Source organism: Nocardioides sp. S5 (genome assembly GCF_017310035.1).
Classification (GTDB): Bacteria; Actinomycetota; Actinomycetes; order Propionibacteriales; family Nocardioidaceae; genus Nocardioides.
Genome location: NZ_CP022296.1, coordinates 3,500,993 through 3,515,899, shown reverse-complemented (window position 1 = coordinate 3,515,899; position 14,907 = coordinate 3,500,993). Strand labels below are relative to the sequence as shown.

Here is a 14,907-nt window from a genome sequence, read left to right as displayed (position 1 = left end):
ACGCGTGCTGGCCCTCGGGCTCGAGCTGGGTCGTCGAGGTCTTCCCCTTGCCCCACCCCGTCAGCCACCTATACATCTCATGAGCGTTGACGGGGGTGCATACCTTGCTGGCGCGAAGGCCGAGGGGGGCGCTGAGATGGCCGACTCCTTCCTCATTACGGGGACCCAGGTCGGGACGCACATGGACGCGTTGGGGCACATCTGGGATCAGGGCCAGATGTACAACGGATTCTCTCGTTCGGAGGTCAGGAGCACTTCGGGGGCTCGCCGCCTGGGGATCGAGAATGTCAAGGGTATCGTCACCCGGGGAATCTTCATCGACATTCCTCGCGATCTCGGCCGCGACCATCTGGAACCCGGCTTCCAAATCACAGATGACATGTTAGCTCAGTCCCTGGAGCGCGACGGACTCACGCTGCAGCCCGGTGACGCCGTTCTGATCCGCACCGGCTTTCTCAAGGATTTCCGGGAAGGCGTCGCGGACGTGCACGGGTGGCCTGGACTGAGCGTCAGTGGGGGCCGCTTCCTGGCCCGGTACGACGTCGCCGTCATCCTCTCCGACAACCTGGCGATCGAAGCCGTCCCTTGGGACACGTCGATCGAGCGAAAAGTTGCTCCGGTCCACCTGGAACTCATCAGGGATCATGGCATCTACTTCGTCGAGGCGGCGGACTTGGAGGAGGTCGCGGCATGCGGTGAACGAGAGGTCCTCTTCATGGCCGCACCCTTGCCCATCAAAGGTGGAACGGGCAGCCCTACCAATCCCCTCGTGGTCATCTAAGGCCACGGTCTGCCTAGAGCCGAACTAGCTAGCGGAAGTCGAGAGGCAATTCGATGTTGTCATTCAGTCTCAACCCCGACCAAGAAGAAATGAGAAAGGTCGCGGCGGAGTTCGCACGTCGCGAGATCGAACCCAGGTGGCGTGAGGCCGACGAGAAGGCGGAGTTCCCCCTGGAATTGTTGTCTCTCGCTTACGAGCAGGGACTCATGGGGATCGCTGCCCCTACGAGTCTTGGCGGTTTGGGCCTGGGCGCTACAGAGGAAGTCATCTTCACGGAAGAGATGGCGAAGGTGAATCCCAATCTTGCGGTCGGGCTCATCCTCCAGGGGTCGCTGGCGCCGAGCATCCTGTGGAACTTCGCCTCCCAAGAGCAGCAGCAGGAGTTCGTCCCGCCCGTACTCAGAGGCGAAAAGATCCTGGCCATGGCCATTACCGAGCCGACGGCAGGCAGCGACGTCAGCAACGTGCGCACAACGGCCCGTCGCAATGGCCCCGACACGTGGCTTCTGTCCGGAGAGAAGTGCTTCATCACTCTCGGCGAGTACGCGCAGCAGTCGTTGGTCCTCGCGCGCACGGACGAGGCCGAAGGTATAGATGGCATGCGCTTCTTTATCGTGGACACGGACGCACCAGGATTCCGGGTTAAGAAGATGGACATGTGGGCAAACCGGCCGGCACCGACGAGCCAGCTGTTCTTGCAGGACGTCGAGGTGCCGGAGAGTCGGCGCCTAGATGCTGGCTTCCGCGAGATCATGGCCACCTTCAATAAGGAGCGCATCCTCGTTGCTGCCCGTTGGCTGGGACACTCGCAGCACGCTTTCTCGTGGGCCATGGAGTATGCGACCACGAGAGAGCAGTTTGGAAAGCGTATCGGGGATTTCCAGAGCATTGCTTTCCAGTTTGCCGATGCGCATGTGGCGATTGAGGCGGTCCGCTGGCTGACGTACCGCGCGGCGTGGATGTGGGACGAAGGTCTTCCCATCAAGGATCTCATGCTCGATGTGTCCGCAGCCAAGTTGCTTTCCACGCAGACCGCCGAGAAAGTGAGCCAGATGGCGCTGCACATCGGCGGCGGGTGGGGGCTGGTGAAGGACGAGCTGCCTGTTGCCCGCATGGCCATCGACGCCTTTATTGCACCGGTCACGGTGGGGAGCTATGAGGTTCAGAAGCGAATCATCGCGCGCAAACTCGGGCTGCGGACGGAGTGATATCTGTGTCAGCTCCAGCACTCGAGGTCCGTGGGATCTCAAAGGCCTTCGGCGGACTCCAGGCGTTGTCCGAAACGACTTTCTCAATCGAACCGGGCGAAAGCGTCGGCGTTATCGGACCGAATGGGGCGGGAAAGTCGACCCTACTCAGCCTGATCAGTGGATACCAGCGGCCGGATGCCGGCAGCGTGATACTCGAGGGACAGGAGGTGACTCGACGGCCCGCCTGGCGCCGGGCTCGGGCTGGCCTCGTCCGGGCGGGCCAGGACTCCGCCCTGTTCGACTCGCTCACCGTGCGTGAGACCCTGACGCTGGCGCTTGCGGCCCGCCGTGTCCGCGACGAGGGGGATACTGGGACATTGTCGGAGATCGTCAACCGGATGGGGCTCGGGCCAAGTCTTGACGTCTACCCGGCCGAGTTGTCCCTGCCTGACAGGCGGCACCTGGAACTCGCCAAGTGCATCGCTGCTCGTCCGAGCATGCTGGTCATGGACGAACCCCTCGCCGGACTGAACCGTGAGCAGGCAGTAGGACCCATCGGCCTTATCAACGAGCTGCACCGTAGCGGCACCACAGTGTTAATCGTCGAGCACGTGCTTCCCCTGTTGTGGCAGATCGTCGATCGAGTCATCGTGCTCAACTTCGGGAAGGTCCTCGCCGACGGAACCCCTGAAGAGATCGTCCGGGATCCGGCCGTCCGTGAATCGTATCTAGGACTGGAGTACAAACACGATGCATAACTCCTTTGAGTCCGTCGGGAGATGTCCATGCTGGAAGTAAGGGGCATGAATGCGTGGTATGGCGACATTCCCGTCCTTCACGACGTCTGCCTCACCGTCGCGCCTCAAGAAATTGTGGTCGTTCTCGGCGCCAACAACGCAGGAAAGTCCACCCTCGTCGACGCCATCAGCGGTGTCGGCCCGCGAACTGAGGGGACCGTCAGTTGGAATGGCGTGTCGCTGTCGGGTCTGTCCGCTCCGGCGATCGTGGGCCAAGGGGTCGTCCAGGTGCCCGAGGGGCGGCTATTGTTCCCGAACATGTCTGTGCTCGAGAACCTCCTCGTAGGCAGCTCCCACAGGCGTTCCCGCCAGAACCGGAACGAAAACCTCGAGCGCGTATTCTCTCTTTTCCCACAACTCGAAGACAGACGCCGGCAGCAGGCCGGATCATTGTCCGGTGGCGAACAGCAGATGCTGAGCATCGGTCGGTCCCTGATGGCGTCCCCGCAGTTGCTGATCCTCGATGAGCCCTCGCTCGGGCTTGCACCGCTCATCGTGGAACGAATCATCGAGACCTTGGCCGTGTTGCGACGGCAAGGCTTGACCGTGCTGATGATCGAGCAGAACGTCACCGCCGGGCTCGGCCTAGCAGACCGCGGCTACGTCCTCGATCAGGGTCGCGTAGTCATGTCCGGAACCGCGCAGGAACTGCGCGATGAGGGAAACCTCAGTCAAGCTTACTTCGGGAGTTAGTGGCTCGGTATGGAACTCTTTCTTCAGGCACTCTTCCACGGCCTTCTCCTCGGCGCTACGTACAGCATCATCGGCCTAGGATTCAACCTCCTCTACAGCGTGACCGGCTTGATCAACTTTGGGCACGGCAGCTTCCTTGTGCTTTCCCTTTACGCGATCCTGCAGTTGCAGAGGTCCTTCGACATTGGGGAACCGTACTGGGCAGCCCTTATCGTTCTGCCAGCGTTCTTCGCCCTCGGATACATCCTCTACATCACACTCCTCCGACCGCTCATCGGGCGGAACGTTCTTCTCGCGGCTCAACTCACATTGGGGTTGCTGTTCGTCATTGACAGTGCGCTGTTGATGACGTTCGGGGCTGACCGGCAGCGAGTCTCCAGCTCCGTCCGGGCGGACGTCATCTCCCTTGGTCCGGTGTCCCTCCGCGTAGCAGTGCTCATCGCCGCCGTCAGCTCCATGATCCTGACCATCCTCTTCTTCTGGATGCTGCACAGAACCAACTTCGGACGCTCAATCCGCGCCGTGCACGAGAACGGCAAAGCAGCCGCTCTGTGCGGTATATCGATCGAGCGGGTGAGGGCGCCCGCAATGGGTCTGTCTCTGGCGGCGGTGGCGGTGGCGGGGGTGCTCCTGTCGCCCACGGCCGTTCTCTCGACGAGCGCCGGCCTGCACTACACGCTGATCGCGCTGATTATCGTGGTGCTGGGTGGCTTGGGCAGCTTCGAGGGGACGTTCGTGGCCGCGTTGGTCGTGGGCGTCGCGGAATCCCTGGGGGCGGCCTTCTTCGGCTCGACTGTCGCAGCCATGCTGCCGTTCATCGTCTTTGGTGTCGTTCTCATGATCAAACCCGGCGGGCTGGTGAGCAATCGATGATACAAACCGAATCCGTGGCCGAGGTCAGGGTCGAGAGAACCCGGCCGCGGTCGCGCCCCTGGACCAGGGTCGCCGCCTGGGTGGGGATCCTCTCGGCCGCCACGGCCCTCGGACTTCTGCTGCCGGAATACCAACTTGGTATTGCAGTGACGGCACTCGTGTTCGGCGCACTGTGTCAGGCATGGCACATCCAGGGTGGCCTAGCCGGGCAGTTCAGCTTTGCGCACGGCCTGTACATAGGTTGTGGTGCTTACTCCACCGTCATCCTCAGCGGAGAACACGGGTGGCCATTCTTCGCTGCTGTCGCCGTCGCTGTCGTAATGGCCGTCGCATTTTCCTCACTCCTCGATGCGCTGGGGGAGCGGTTCGGCCTGAAACACCTGTCCTTCGCTCTCCTAACGCTCGCCGTCGGCGAAGTCGGGCTTCTCGCGGTCCAGGGAACGGAAGCTTTGGGCGGGCATGCTGGGATTGTGTGGCTAAGTTCTCCGCTCGACCTGGACACCCGCGGCTTCTTCTTCGTCCTGCTGGGCTTGAACGTGGTCACCCTTCTCGTCGTCCTGTACGTCTGGCCGCGTCGATTGGGTCTGGAGTTTCGAGCAGTCGCATCGAATGAGGTCGCCGCGAGCGGAATCGGCGTTGCACCCCTGCGCGTTCGGCTCGCAGCCGGCGCCCTGAGCGCTGGCTTCACGGCCATTGCGGGCGCGTTCTACGGCCTCTTCATTGGGTACGTCGACCCGTTGACGTTCGCCGGGGTCACTCTGGTTATCCAGATCGTTCTCTACACTGTGATCGGCGGCGCGGGGACGCGTTACGGTCCGCTCATTGGTCCCCTTGTCGCGGTGCCGGTGGTGGAGGTGCTCCGCGCGGAGTTCGCCGAACTGCCCGGTCTGGCGTTCGTGATCTTCGGTCTGGCGGTCGTGGCTGTGATCCTTCTATTGCCGGGTGGCCTGGCCGGCCTGGGCTCTCGTCTACGGTCTGGTCGGCGAGCATGAGTTGGCATCCGCTGGAAGGAGTCATTGTTGTGGACCTCGGGCAGCTCACGCCCGGGTGCTACAGCACGCTGCTCCTGGCCGAGCTCGGAGCCCGTGTCATCAAGGTAGAGCGGCCCGGTGGAGATCCTGTGCGACAGCTCATCCCTGGAAGCCACGAGTGGCTGAACCGGGGGAAGGAGAGTGTCGTCCTGGACCTTAAGGCCGAGAAGGGGCGGACTGCGCTACACGACCTCGTATCAGTCGGCGACGTGGTGGTGGAGAATTTTCGTGAGGAAGCTGCCAACCGCCTCGGGGTCACGTACGCGGCGATCCGGCGGGCCAACCCCCGCTGCTCACTCGTGTCGCTGCGGGCAGACTCTCGTCACCCCCACAAGCCGGGACATGACCTGACGGTCCAAGCGGAAAGTGGCCTGCTCTCGTTTCACCACTCCGACGCCGGTACGGCACCGCGGCTGGCGACTCTGGACCTCGCGGCGGCGACCGTTACCGTGGTTGCCTGCGTCGGGGCGGCTCTAAGGGCAGTGACCACGGGAGAGGGCTCACACGTCGTAGTGGGCATGCAGGACGTGGGGGCTTCCTGGCTGGGAAGATATGCCGCTGAAGCAAATGCTCTTGGAATAGGCGAGCTGGCCGGAGGACCCCGGGGGGCGCGTGCCCTCCAAGAGCGCGCCGCGTACGGCACCTTCCGCACGCGCGATGACCGACAGGTCGCCATCGCGTGCATCGAGCCGCACTATTGGTTCCGGCTCGTCGATGCCATCGCTGATCGGAATCTGGTCGCCTATCGGAATCCGGAGAAAAGGGACGGGGCCGTGGCAGACGTGAATCGGTTGCTTGCCCGAATAGTCGCCGCACAGGACCTGTCCAGGTGGCTCGAGATCGGACGCTCGAAGCGACTACCGATAGCCCAAGTTCGCTCCCTGCCGTCACTGGACGAAATCCCAGCGACATTGTTCTCGACCGGGAGCAGGTCTCCCGGTGCAGAGCTCTCACCGGCGCCTGCGCTCGGGCAGGACACAGACGGCGTCCTCCAGTGGTTGGCCGCACGTCGTTCGGGCGCGGCGAGCGCGGCACTCGATGATCAGAGCCAGGGGAACGGCCGATGACTTCCAAGGTGTGCTCGCTGGAAGAGGCAGTCGCTTCTATACCGGATGGCGCCGCAATCGGCATTGGCGGTGGCCCGATGAGTCGACGGCCCATGTCGCTGGTGCGGGAGGTAATTCGGCAGGGCCGCAAGGGTCTGACTCTCGTTACCTATACGGGCGGCATCGACGTGGACGCGCTGCTCGCGGCTGGCGCGGCATCGATTGTTCGGGCGCCGTACGTAGGCTTCGAGTACTTAGGACTCGCACCTCACTACCAACCGACCGGCAATTTGACTATCGTCGTCGAGACCATCGCTTCGCTGGCTTCAGGGCTGCGGGCGGGCGCGGGCGGTCTGCCCTTTCTGCCCGCGCGACCGAGCACTGCGTCCGACGTGCTGGAAGTCCGCACGGACGTTCGTCGCGTAACCTGCCCCTATACTGGAGCGACCCTGGTGGCTTGGCCGGCGATAACCGTTGATGTGGCCCTGCTGCACGTCGCGGACAGTGATCCGTTCGGCTGTGCAACGCTCGGGGACTCGGTGTCGATGGACGAGGTACTGGCCGACGCGGCCGAGCGGGTCATCATCTCGGCCGAGAGCATCGGTTCTAAACCGTCGTCTCCGCGTAGCCTGGAAGGCTCGAGCGTCTCCCACGTGGTCCACGCGCGGCACGGAGCCCATCCCACTGCCTTTCCCCCCCTCTACGACGCTGACGTCCCGGAGCTCCTCGGATATCTGGACCTTGCGCGGAAGCCGCCTTCCACCCACTGGCTAGCCGACTGGGCCGGGCCCTCCGAATCCGAGTACGGAAAGCGCTTCAACACGCCCGAAGGGGGAGTTGGCCCGTGACGCTGCTCGGAGACCCACTGCCCGACGAAGGACCTGACGCCCCCGCGGACGCAACAGAATATTCCACTGCCGAACTCATGGTTTGCTGCCTCGCACGAGAAGTCACCCAAGACCGTGTCTGGGGCCTTGGACTCGGCACGTCCCTGCCGGCTGTCGGCATCACATTGGCCCGGCTGACCCACGCACCAGACGTCGTCCTATACTCGTCGGCTGCCAGTGCCTACTCGAGAGGCGGCTCTCGGAGGTATTGGTTGACACGGGTAACCAATTTGGGGGGCGCAGCTGCGCGGACGTCCGCGGACCGGCTGATGCTGCAAGGACTTCACAGAAGTCACGGCGAGTTCTTCCGTCCTGCGCAGTTGGACGCGGAAGGTCGGGTCAACGTCACGCTGCTCGGACGTGAGGCCCCGGACGAAGCACGCCCCCCGCACCGGATGATTGCGGGCGGTACGGGGATTCCTGATGTGTTCGGCTTCTACCGGGATATCTACATCTACGTTCCCAGGCACGACCGACGCACGTTCGTCACCAAGGTGGACTTCGCGACGGCAGTACCTCCAGAGCCGTCCCGCGGGCAGGGGCGGAAACCATATCGGGTGGTGAGCAACTTGGGCGTGTTCTGGTTCGTGCCCGGCAAAGGACTGGAGGTTGAGTCGTTGCATTCGGGCGTGGCCATCGACGACGTCCGGGACGCGACCTCCTTCCCAGTCATCTCCGGGGGTGGCCGGATCACCAGTCCGCCGACCACTACAGACTTGGACTTCATCAGGGAAGTGATCGACCCGCTGGGCGCGCGAGATCTCGAGTTCATGGACTCGAGATCGCGTCGGGACTTGATCCGCACGATCTACGCAAAGGAAAGGCTGTCTTAAAGCTCTCGGCGGGTAGTAGCCAGGACTGCGGAGATACCGGTTCTGTACCGACCCGGCCCTCAACTGAATTGACAGGAAGAAACAAAATGAATGATCTCGAGGCGCTTTTCTGTCCCTCTGTGGTGGCAGTGGTTGGCGCATCTAGCGATACCCGCAAGATCTCAGGGAAGATCGTCCGCCTTCTGGGCAGGCACGAGTTCAAGGGCCGCGTTTATCCGGTGAACCCGAATCGCGACACGATCGTCGGCGTAAAGGCTTATCCGTCCTTAGACAAGATCCCGGAGAAGATCGACGTCTGCTTCATCTATTTGAAGCCGCAACTGGTGCCGGAGTGCATCACGCTGTGCGGCCAAGCAGGTGTCGCCTTTGCGGTCATACTCTCCGGAGGATTCGCGGAGCTTGGCGAAGAAGGCGAACGTTTGCAGATGGAGGTAAGTGCCCGTGCTCAAGAGGGAGGCGTCAGGGTCGTTGGGCCGAACTGCGCCGGCTTGGCCTCGGTTCCGAACTCTTTCATCGGCTACGGCACGACCTCGCTCTTCGAAGCGGACATGATCCCCGCCGGCCCAATCTCGCTCATCTCGCAGAGCGGCGGGATGGGAAACACGGTCATGAGTCTTCTCTTCGAGAGGTCGCTCGGGGTATCTCGAGTCGTGTCCTCCGGAAACGAGATGGATATCGGCCTCGGTGATTACATTCAATACCTCGCCCACGACGAAAAAACGTCGACCATCCTCGTGTTCGCCGAAGGCTTCCGCGACCTCCCTTCAGTCTTGCGCACGGTTGAAACCGCCACGGGATTAGGGAAACGGGTCGTGGTCCTCAGGACGGGGAGGACAACGCTAGGGCAGACAGCCGCCGCCAGTCATACTGGGGCGCTCGCCCGAGACTCGGCAGTGGTCGACGCTGCGCTGAGGCATGCTGGCGCAATCCTAGTCGAGGACCTGTCCGACCTTGTTGATCAGGCAGTCCTCACGACCCGTGCCCCCGCCCTGTCCGGGCGCCGAGTCGGAATCTTCACGCTACCGGGTGGTGCAGCTGCCCTCACCTCGGACCTTGTGGCGGAGTCGGGCATGGAGCTCGCCCACTTCGACGAGGCCACCACGTCCCGCCTTAGGCAAGACCTACCCCCAGTCGCCGTGGTTGCGAACCCCGTCGACCCCACCGCCGATGTCCTCCTGCGCGAAGGCCTGGTTGCGTCGACCCTCAAGATCGTAGCTGACGACGAGAACGTTGATGTGTGCGTCGTACTACCTCACGTCGGCCAGCGCAAGATTGCGGAGGACATGGCTGCGGAGGTCGTGAGCGTTGCCGCTCGGACGAAGACTCCCATCGTCGCCCTCTGGCCTGCCGATGACAGCATTAGGCCCGCGTGGGAGATGATCGACCGCGGAGGCGTAGCATTGTTCACCAGCCCACGTGCCTGTTTTCGGGAACTCCAGCGCGCCTGCGAAGCTGATCACGTCCGCGACCTCTTGCGTGGCGGGAGCGAGCCCCTCGATCTGAACTTGGACCGAGAAGAGGCGGCAGCGAGGGCCGCTGCTCTCATCAAGGCGAACGGGCCCGGGACCTTGTCCGAATCCGTCAGCAAGCAGGTGCTCGCTGCATATGGTGTGCCGGTCACCCGGGACCTGGTCGTAGAGGCACCCCCCGAGGCCGTAGGGGCCGCTGCGAAGATCGGTTATCCCGTGGCCGTGAAGATCCTCTCATCCGAGGTCGCGCACAAGTCGGACCTCGGGCTGGTGCAACTGGGTATCAGCAATGAGAGCGATCTGCGGTCCGCATGCGAGTCCCTGGTGAGCCGCGCGGCGCGCCACGGTCTCCAGGACGTCCGCCTGCTGCTCTCGGAGATGGTCGGACCGTCCGCCGAGTTGATGCTCGGTGCGCGCACCCGAGTCGAAGGGTGTGTGGCGCTGACCGTGGGATTGGGTGGGACGTGGGTCGAGATGCTGGGGGACGTGTCTATCGGTGTCGCGCCGGTCGGGTCGGCGAAGGCGCAACTCATGTTGGGCGAACTACGTCACTTCCGGCAGATCGAACACGGCTGGCGCGGCCTGCCCCCGGTGAGCAGCGCCGAACTGGTGGCTCTGCTCTGTCGATTGAGTGCGCTTGCGGAGGACCTGGCGGATGTGATCTCCGAGATCGATGTTAACCCGGTGATGGTCGGCCCGCGAGGGCTAACCGCGGTCGACGCCCTGGTAGTCGCATCGTGACGGACTGCGGAGTCCTTGTGGTCATGGCGTCTCTGTCGCGCGGCGCGCAAACTACCAGGGCGATACTCAAGTCCCCGGAGCGTCCCGGTGTACAATGAGGTCTCACTGCGTTCTGCCTTGCGCGGTGTCCGGTCGGGCGCGAGAGTAGTCGCCTCCCCGAGTTGCGGGACGCCGGAGACACTGTTGGCCACCCTTGGTGAGCACACACTGTCCAATCCGGTTGTTACGCTTTCCGCAGGGCTGCTGCTCGGGGACCTGCCGTTCGAGTCCGCGGTCCGCGCTGGCGCGTTGCGCTTTCGTACCTGGCACATCCCGGGCTCAGGACGGCTGCTGGCCGGCGACGGGCTGATCGATTATCTCCCGCTGCGAGCCTCCGATGTGATTGCGTGCATTCGTCCCGGAGACGTCGCGCTCGTCCGCTGCACCCCCCCCGATCGTCATGGGCGTTGTAGCCTTGGACCATCCGCATCGTACGGCTCCCACCTGGTGCACACGGCCGGTCTCGTCGTGGCCGAGGTCGACCCGGACCTGCCATGGACCCATGGGGACACCGTCATTCCTGCATCCCGTGTTGACCGGTTCGTAGCCTCCGCGCAGCCTACCTTGGAGTACTCCCGGGAGAGGAGCGACGACCCGCGCCTCAAGACGATCGCCGCACGAGTATGCGAGGTCGTACCCACTGGCGCTACGGTGCAACTCGGTATCGGGGCAGTCAGTGAGGCAGTGTCTCAACAATTGGCTCCCCTTGCAGAGGAGAAGCAGTTGGGGCTCCTGGGCCTGATCACCGATGCGACTTGGCCGCTGGTCGAGGCCGTCTGTCGCTCCGGGCGCGGCCCCGTTCTCGCCATCGAGATCATGGGTTCTTCTGCGCTGATGGCCGCGGTGCACCGGCACCCAGGTATTGAGATGTTGTCGTCACAGCGCGGGCACGACCCGGTAACAATAGGACGCCTGCCGAAGTTGATCTCGATCAACTCCGCCCTCGCGGTCAGTCTCACCGGCCACGTCTACGCCGACACCGTGGGAGGTCGCCTGATCGCGGGCGTAGGCGGCAGCGTCGACTTCTTCGAAGGTGCCCACATGTCGGCAGGTGGGCTCCGGGTGATCGCGTTGACATCAACCGACCGCCGGGGGAACTCGACGATCCTCGACGATGCGACCGTTGACGGCGGGGTGACGATCCCGCACCATTCCGTCGACATGGTCGTCACTGAGCACGGGGTAGCGCCGCTCACCGGCCGGTCCTTAAGGGAGCGGCGCCAGGCCCTGATCGGGGTGGCCGCCCCCGAGCACCGAGAACGACTGTCGGCGTCTCCGGTCGGCCTTCCCAGGGCAGGCGGGACGAGACCGTGACTGCGCAGCCTCGCTCGTCGCCCGAGCGTCGGCGACCGTTGCCCGCCGGCAGCCAGGTCGAGTTGTGGCGTGTCGAGGCCGCGCCCTGGACAGCGGGGCGTCCCGATCAGCTGCCGCATCTCCGTTGGCTTCAAGCAGGAGGATCTCCGTGAGTGCGGAACCTATGGGAAGTTGGTTCGAGGATCTGCCGATTGGGACCGTCGCGCGCCATGCGATACGGCGCACCGTGACAGAGACAGACAACGTGCTGTTCAGCACCATGACCATGAACCCCCAACCGTTACACCTGGACGCACAGTTTGCGGCAAGCACCGAGTTCGGTCGTCCCCTAGTCAATTCCTTGTTCACGCTGGCCCTAGTCGTGGGACTATCGGTGCCTGAGCTCACCCTCGGCACGACCGTCGCCAATCTGGGGTTCTCCTCGATCGATCTGCCGCGCCCGGTGTTTATTGGCGACACAATCCATGTGGTGTCTGAGGTCACGGCCGCTCGCCGATCGTCGTCGCGGCATCGGAACGGCATCGTGGAATTTCGCCACGATGGCTACAACCAGGACGGTGAGCTCGTGTGCCGGGCGCATCGAGCAGCGCTCATGCTCTGCCGCCCGGGCGGCGGGTAACAGTCGTGATGGCGGAGCCGCCATGTCCGTCCGATGCGTGGAGTTGGGCAGACCACATGGACGGGAGCCGCGCCCTCGATCCGTTCAGGAGCCGGCCGTGCAAGCAGCCCAGTGCAGTCGGACAGGCGGCTCATGGACAAGGAAAGGGTGACGATCGCGGTGGATTTCAGTGAGAGTGATGAGCTAACCAGCATCCGGCAGGCCGTCAGAAGTGTATGCGCTGCGTTCGGAGACGAATACTGGCGCTCGTGCGACGAGAGTCACTCGTTTCCTTGGGATTTCTATCATGCGATGGCCTCTGCCGGATGGCTGGGCATGGCCATCCCGGAGGAGTTCGGGGGCGGGGGCGCAGGTATCACGGAAGCATCGGTGCTGGTGGAGGAGGTGGCGGCATCCGGTGCGGCGATGAACGGCGCGAGCGCACTGCACGTCTCGATATTCGGTATGAACCCGGTGGTCAAGCACGGTTCCGAGGAGATGCGGCGCAAGTACCTACCGTTGGTGGCTTCGGGAGAGCTCCATGTCGCCTTCGGTGTCACCGAACCGGACGCCGGCACCGATACGTCCGCCATCAAGACGCGCGCCCGCCGGGAGGATGACCACTACGTCGTCGACGGCCAGAAGGTTTGGACGACCAAAGCTGAACAGAGTGACAGGGTGCTCCTGCTATGTCGTACAACGCCATTGGAGCAATGCGTTCGACGCACAGACGGCTTGACCTTGCTGCTGGCCGACCTCAAGCGGCCCGAGGTCTCCATCACACCGATCCCCAAGATAGCCCGCAACGCCGTCGGTTCATGCGAAACCCGCTACGACGGACTGGTCGTCGACGTCAGCGATCGGGTCGGCGAGGAAGGGAAGGGCTTCTCATATCTTCTCGACGGGCTGAATCCGGAGCGAATACTCATCGCGTCCGAGGCTCTTGGTATCGGCAGAGCGGCGCTTCACCGCGCTGTCGAGTACGCGAATGCGCGCACCGTCTTCGGCCGTCCGATTGGCAAGAACCAGGGTGTGTCGTTCCCTCTCGCGGAGGCGCACATGCGCCTGAGAGCCTCCGAGTTGTCCGTCCGCGAGGCTGCCTGGCGCTATGACGCCGGTCTGCCCTGCGGCGAGCAGGCCAATGCGGCCAAGTTCCTGGCATCCGATGCTGCATTCTTCGCCGCCGATCGTGCAATGCAGACCCTCGGTGGGTACTCCTTCGCGAAGGAGTACGACGTGGGTCGTTACTGGGCAGAGTCAAGGCTTATGAAAATCGCGCCCGTCCCGCAGGAAATGGTCCTAAACTACGTATCTGAACACGTGCTCGGTCTTCCCCGCTCCTACTAGTCCGAAAATGGCCCCAGCCAGGCAGGCGGCAGCATCCGGCGGAGCCGGATATCGAGGTGGTGTGACTCAGGCGGCGGGTTCGATAATGACTCGGTAGCCCAGTGACTCGAGCTGGCGGATGTGGTTGCGCTTCTTGGACTCGGTGTTGACGTGGCGGCCGTAGTAGTCGCTGCCGAGGTCGGTGTAGCGGGCATCGGGGTCGTTGAGAAGGTGCCAGACGATGACGAGAATCGAGCGGCTGACCGCGACGATCGCCCTGCACTTGCCGCGTCGTCGGGCGATGCGTCGGTACCGCTCGCCGAGGAAGGTGTCGCTGCGCCCGATGACGACGGCGGTCTCGCCGAGAACGCGGGCGAGGTAACGGTTGCCGTGCCCGGTCGAGCTGTTTCCCTTGGTCTTACCGGCCGATGACTTGATGCCCGGAGAGACCTTGGCCCACGAGCACAGATGGCCGGCGGTGGGGAACCGGGACATGTCGGTGCCGACCTCGGCCAGGATGATCGCCGCTGAGATCGGTCCTACCCCGGGGATCTCATCGAGCCGCTCGGCCGCCTGGGCGAAAGGGGCGATCAGCGTCTCGATCTTCTCCTCGACCCGCGCGATGTCGGCGTCCAGCCCGTCGATCCTGCTCAGCATCTGCTCCAGGAGGAACCGATGGTGCTCATCGAAGTGACCAGTGAACGCTTCTCGCAGCGCGGGAATCTTGCGACGCATCGCGGTGCGGGCCATCTCGGCCAGCACGGCCGGGTCCCGCTCCCCGGCGATCAGGGCGGCCATCATCTCCCGACCTGAGACCCCGAAGATGTCGGTGGCGACCACCGAGAGCTTGATGCAGGCGTCTTCGGGCAGCTTCTCGACCCGGCTCTTCTCCGCGGTCCTTGCCTCGATCAGATCCACCCGGTAGCGAGTCAGGTCCCGCAACTGCCGGATCGGCCGTGGCGGCACGAAGCTCGGCCGCAGCATCTGCCGTTCGGCGACCTTGCACAACCACACCGCGTCCAGGACGTCGGTCTTGGGCCGTCCGGGCAGGTGTGGCGTGACCCCCTCTGTTCGGTCCGGGTCGAGTGAGAGTCTTGATGCCCGCGTGTGCGGGCGGAGAGGCTCGACCCATGACAACAAGGAAGCGACACACCACCGAGCAGGTGGTCCGCAAGCTTCAGGACGCTGACCGGCTTCTGGCCCAGGGTGTGTCGCTGCCGGGTGAATCCTGACCCCCTGGTGCCGGGCGAGTTCCAGGGCGGATTCGAGATGGGGTCGCAACACCAAGG

General features: G+C 63.7%; 14 protein-coding genes. 13 read left to right on the top strand and 1 reads right to left on the bottom strand.

Annotated features, from left to right (window positions below):
- The first annotated feature begins 136 nt into the window (after positions 1-136).
- The 13 genes from CFI00_RS17420 to CFI00_RS17360 all read left to right on the top strand — a co-directional run bounded on the left by CFI00_RS17420 (position 137) and on the right by CFI00_RS17360 (position 13,639).
- Positions 137-781, top strand: a complete 645-nt coding sequence (locus tag CFI00_RS17420) for a cyclase family protein (RefSeq protein WP_207082302.1) — start codon at positions 137-139, stop codon at positions 779-781.
- A gap of 53 nt (positions 782-834) precedes the next feature.
- Positions 835-1,989, top strand: a complete 1,155-nt coding sequence (locus tag CFI00_RS17415; protein ID WP_207082301.1) for an acyl-CoA dehydrogenase family protein — start codon at positions 835-837, stop codon at positions 1,987-1,989.
- Positions 1,986-2,729 carry an ATP-binding cassette domain-containing protein gene (locus tag CFI00_RS17410; RefSeq protein WP_347401885.1) on the top strand — a complete coding sequence of 248 codons (744 nt, stop codon included), beginning with the start codon at positions 1,986-1,988 and terminating at the stop codon, positions 2,727-2,729. The genes CFI00_RS17415 and CFI00_RS17410 overlap by 4 nt, the downstream gene beginning before the upstream one ends.
- A gap of 21 nt (positions 2,730-2,750) precedes the next feature.
- Positions 2,751-3,461 (top strand): ABC transporter ATP-binding protein, encoded by a 711-nt coding sequence (locus CFI00_RS17405; RefSeq protein ID WP_207082299.1) that lies wholly within the window; start codon positions 2,751-2,753, stop codon positions 3,459-3,461.
- A 9-nt stretch (positions 3,462-3,470) separates the two neighbouring features.
- Complete coding sequence (locus tag CFI00_RS17400) at positions 3,471-4,334, top strand: branched-chain amino acid ABC transporter permease (protein WP_207082298.1); 864 nt, start codon at positions 3,471-3,473, stop codon at positions 4,332-4,334.
- Between the two features lie 14 nt (positions 4,335-4,348).
- Complete coding sequence (locus tag CFI00_RS17395) at positions 4,349-5,326, top strand: branched-chain amino acid ABC transporter permease (RefSeq protein WP_207082297.1); 978 nt, start codon at positions 4,349-4,351, stop codon at positions 5,324-5,326.
- On the top strand, positions 5,323-6,432 hold the full coding sequence (locus CFI00_RS17390; RefSeq protein ID WP_277988318.1) for a CaiB/BaiF CoA-transferase family protein: 1,110 nt from the start codon (positions 5,323-5,325) through the stop codon (positions 6,430-6,432). Before CFI00_RS17395 ends, CFI00_RS17390 begins: the two co-directional genes overlap by 4 nt.
- Positions 6,429-7,259, top strand: a complete 831-nt coding sequence (locus CFI00_RS17385; protein WP_207082295.1) for a CoA-transferase — start codon at positions 6,429-6,431, stop codon at positions 7,257-7,259. The genes CFI00_RS17390 and CFI00_RS17385 overlap by 4 nt, the downstream gene beginning before the upstream one ends.
- Positions 7,260-7,723: 464 nt before the next feature.
- The gene (locus tag CFI00_RS17380; RefSeq protein WP_207082294.1) at positions 7,724-8,131 is read left to right on the top strand and encodes a hypothetical protein; all 408 of its coding nucleotides are present in this window, start codon (positions 7,724-7,726) and stop codon (positions 8,129-8,131) included.
- An 86-nt stretch (positions 8,132-8,217) separates the two neighbouring features.
- The gene (locus CFI00_RS17375; RefSeq protein WP_207082293.1) at positions 8,218-10,341 is read left to right on the top strand and encodes an acetate--CoA ligase family protein; all 2,124 of its coding nucleotides are present in this window, start codon (positions 8,218-8,220) and stop codon (positions 10,339-10,341) included.
- A 183-nt stretch (positions 10,342-10,524) separates the two neighbouring features.
- Complete coding sequence (locus CFI00_RS17370) at positions 10,525-11,694, top strand: acetyl-CoA hydrolase/transferase C-terminal domain-containing protein (protein ID WP_207082292.1); 1,170 nt, start codon at positions 10,525-10,527, stop codon at positions 11,692-11,694.
- 148 nt (positions 11,695-11,842) lie between these two features.
- Positions 11,843-12,313: a MaoC family dehydratase gene (locus tag CFI00_RS17365; protein WP_207082291.1), complete on the top strand. Its 471-nt coding sequence runs from the start codon at positions 11,843-11,845 to the stop codon at positions 12,311-12,313.
- A 132-nt stretch (positions 12,314-12,445) separates the two neighbouring features.
- The gene (locus CFI00_RS17360; protein WP_207082290.1) at positions 12,446-13,639 is read left to right on the top strand and encodes an acyl-CoA dehydrogenase family protein; all 1,194 of its coding nucleotides are present in this window, start codon (positions 12,446-12,448) and stop codon (positions 13,637-13,639) included.
- 66 nt (positions 13,640-13,705) lie between these two features.
- Here the strand turns inward: CFI00_RS17360 and CFI00_RS17355 are convergent, their stop codons facing one another.
- On the bottom strand, positions 13,706-14,902 hold the full coding sequence (locus tag CFI00_RS17355) for an IS110 family transposase (RefSeq protein WP_277988380.1): 1,197 nt from the start codon (positions 14,900-14,902) through the stop codon (positions 13,706-13,708).
- Positions 14,903-14,907 lie beyond the last annotated feature (5 nt).

Excerpts from the sequence above, each read along its gene's own strand:
- CFI00_RS17415 (WP_207082301.1), top strand. The coding sequence starts at position 835 with ATGTTGTCATTCAGTCTCAACCCCGACCAAGAAGAAATGAGAAAGGTC.
- CFI00_RS17385 (WP_207082295.1), top strand. The coding sequence starts at position 6,429 with ATGACTTCCAAGGTGTGCTCGCTGGAAGAGGCAGTCGCTTCTATACCG.
- CFI00_RS17375 (WP_207082293.1), top strand. The coding sequence starts at position 8,218 with ATGAATGATCTCGAGGCGCTTTTCTGTCCCTCTGTGGTGGCAGTGGTT.
- CFI00_RS17360 (WP_207082290.1), top strand. The coding sequence starts at position 12,446 with ATGGACAAGGAAAGGGTGACGATCGCGGTGGATTTCAGTGAGAGTGAT.
- CFI00_RS17400 (WP_207082298.1), top strand. The coding sequence starts at position 3,471 with ATGGAACTCTTTCTTCAGGCACTCTTCCACGGCCTTCTCCTCGGCGCT.
- CFI00_RS17405 (WP_207082299.1), top strand. The coding sequence starts at position 2,751 with ATGTCCATGCTGGAAGTAAGGGGCATGAATGCGTGGTATGGCGACATT.
- CFI00_RS17390 (WP_277988318.1), top strand. The coding sequence starts at position 5,323 with ATGAGTTGGCATCCGCTGGAAGGAGTCATTGTTGTGGACCTCGGGCAG.
- CFI00_RS17420 (WP_207082302.1), top strand. The coding sequence starts at position 137 with ATGGCCGACTCCTTCCTCATTACGGGGACCCAGGTCGGGACGCACATG.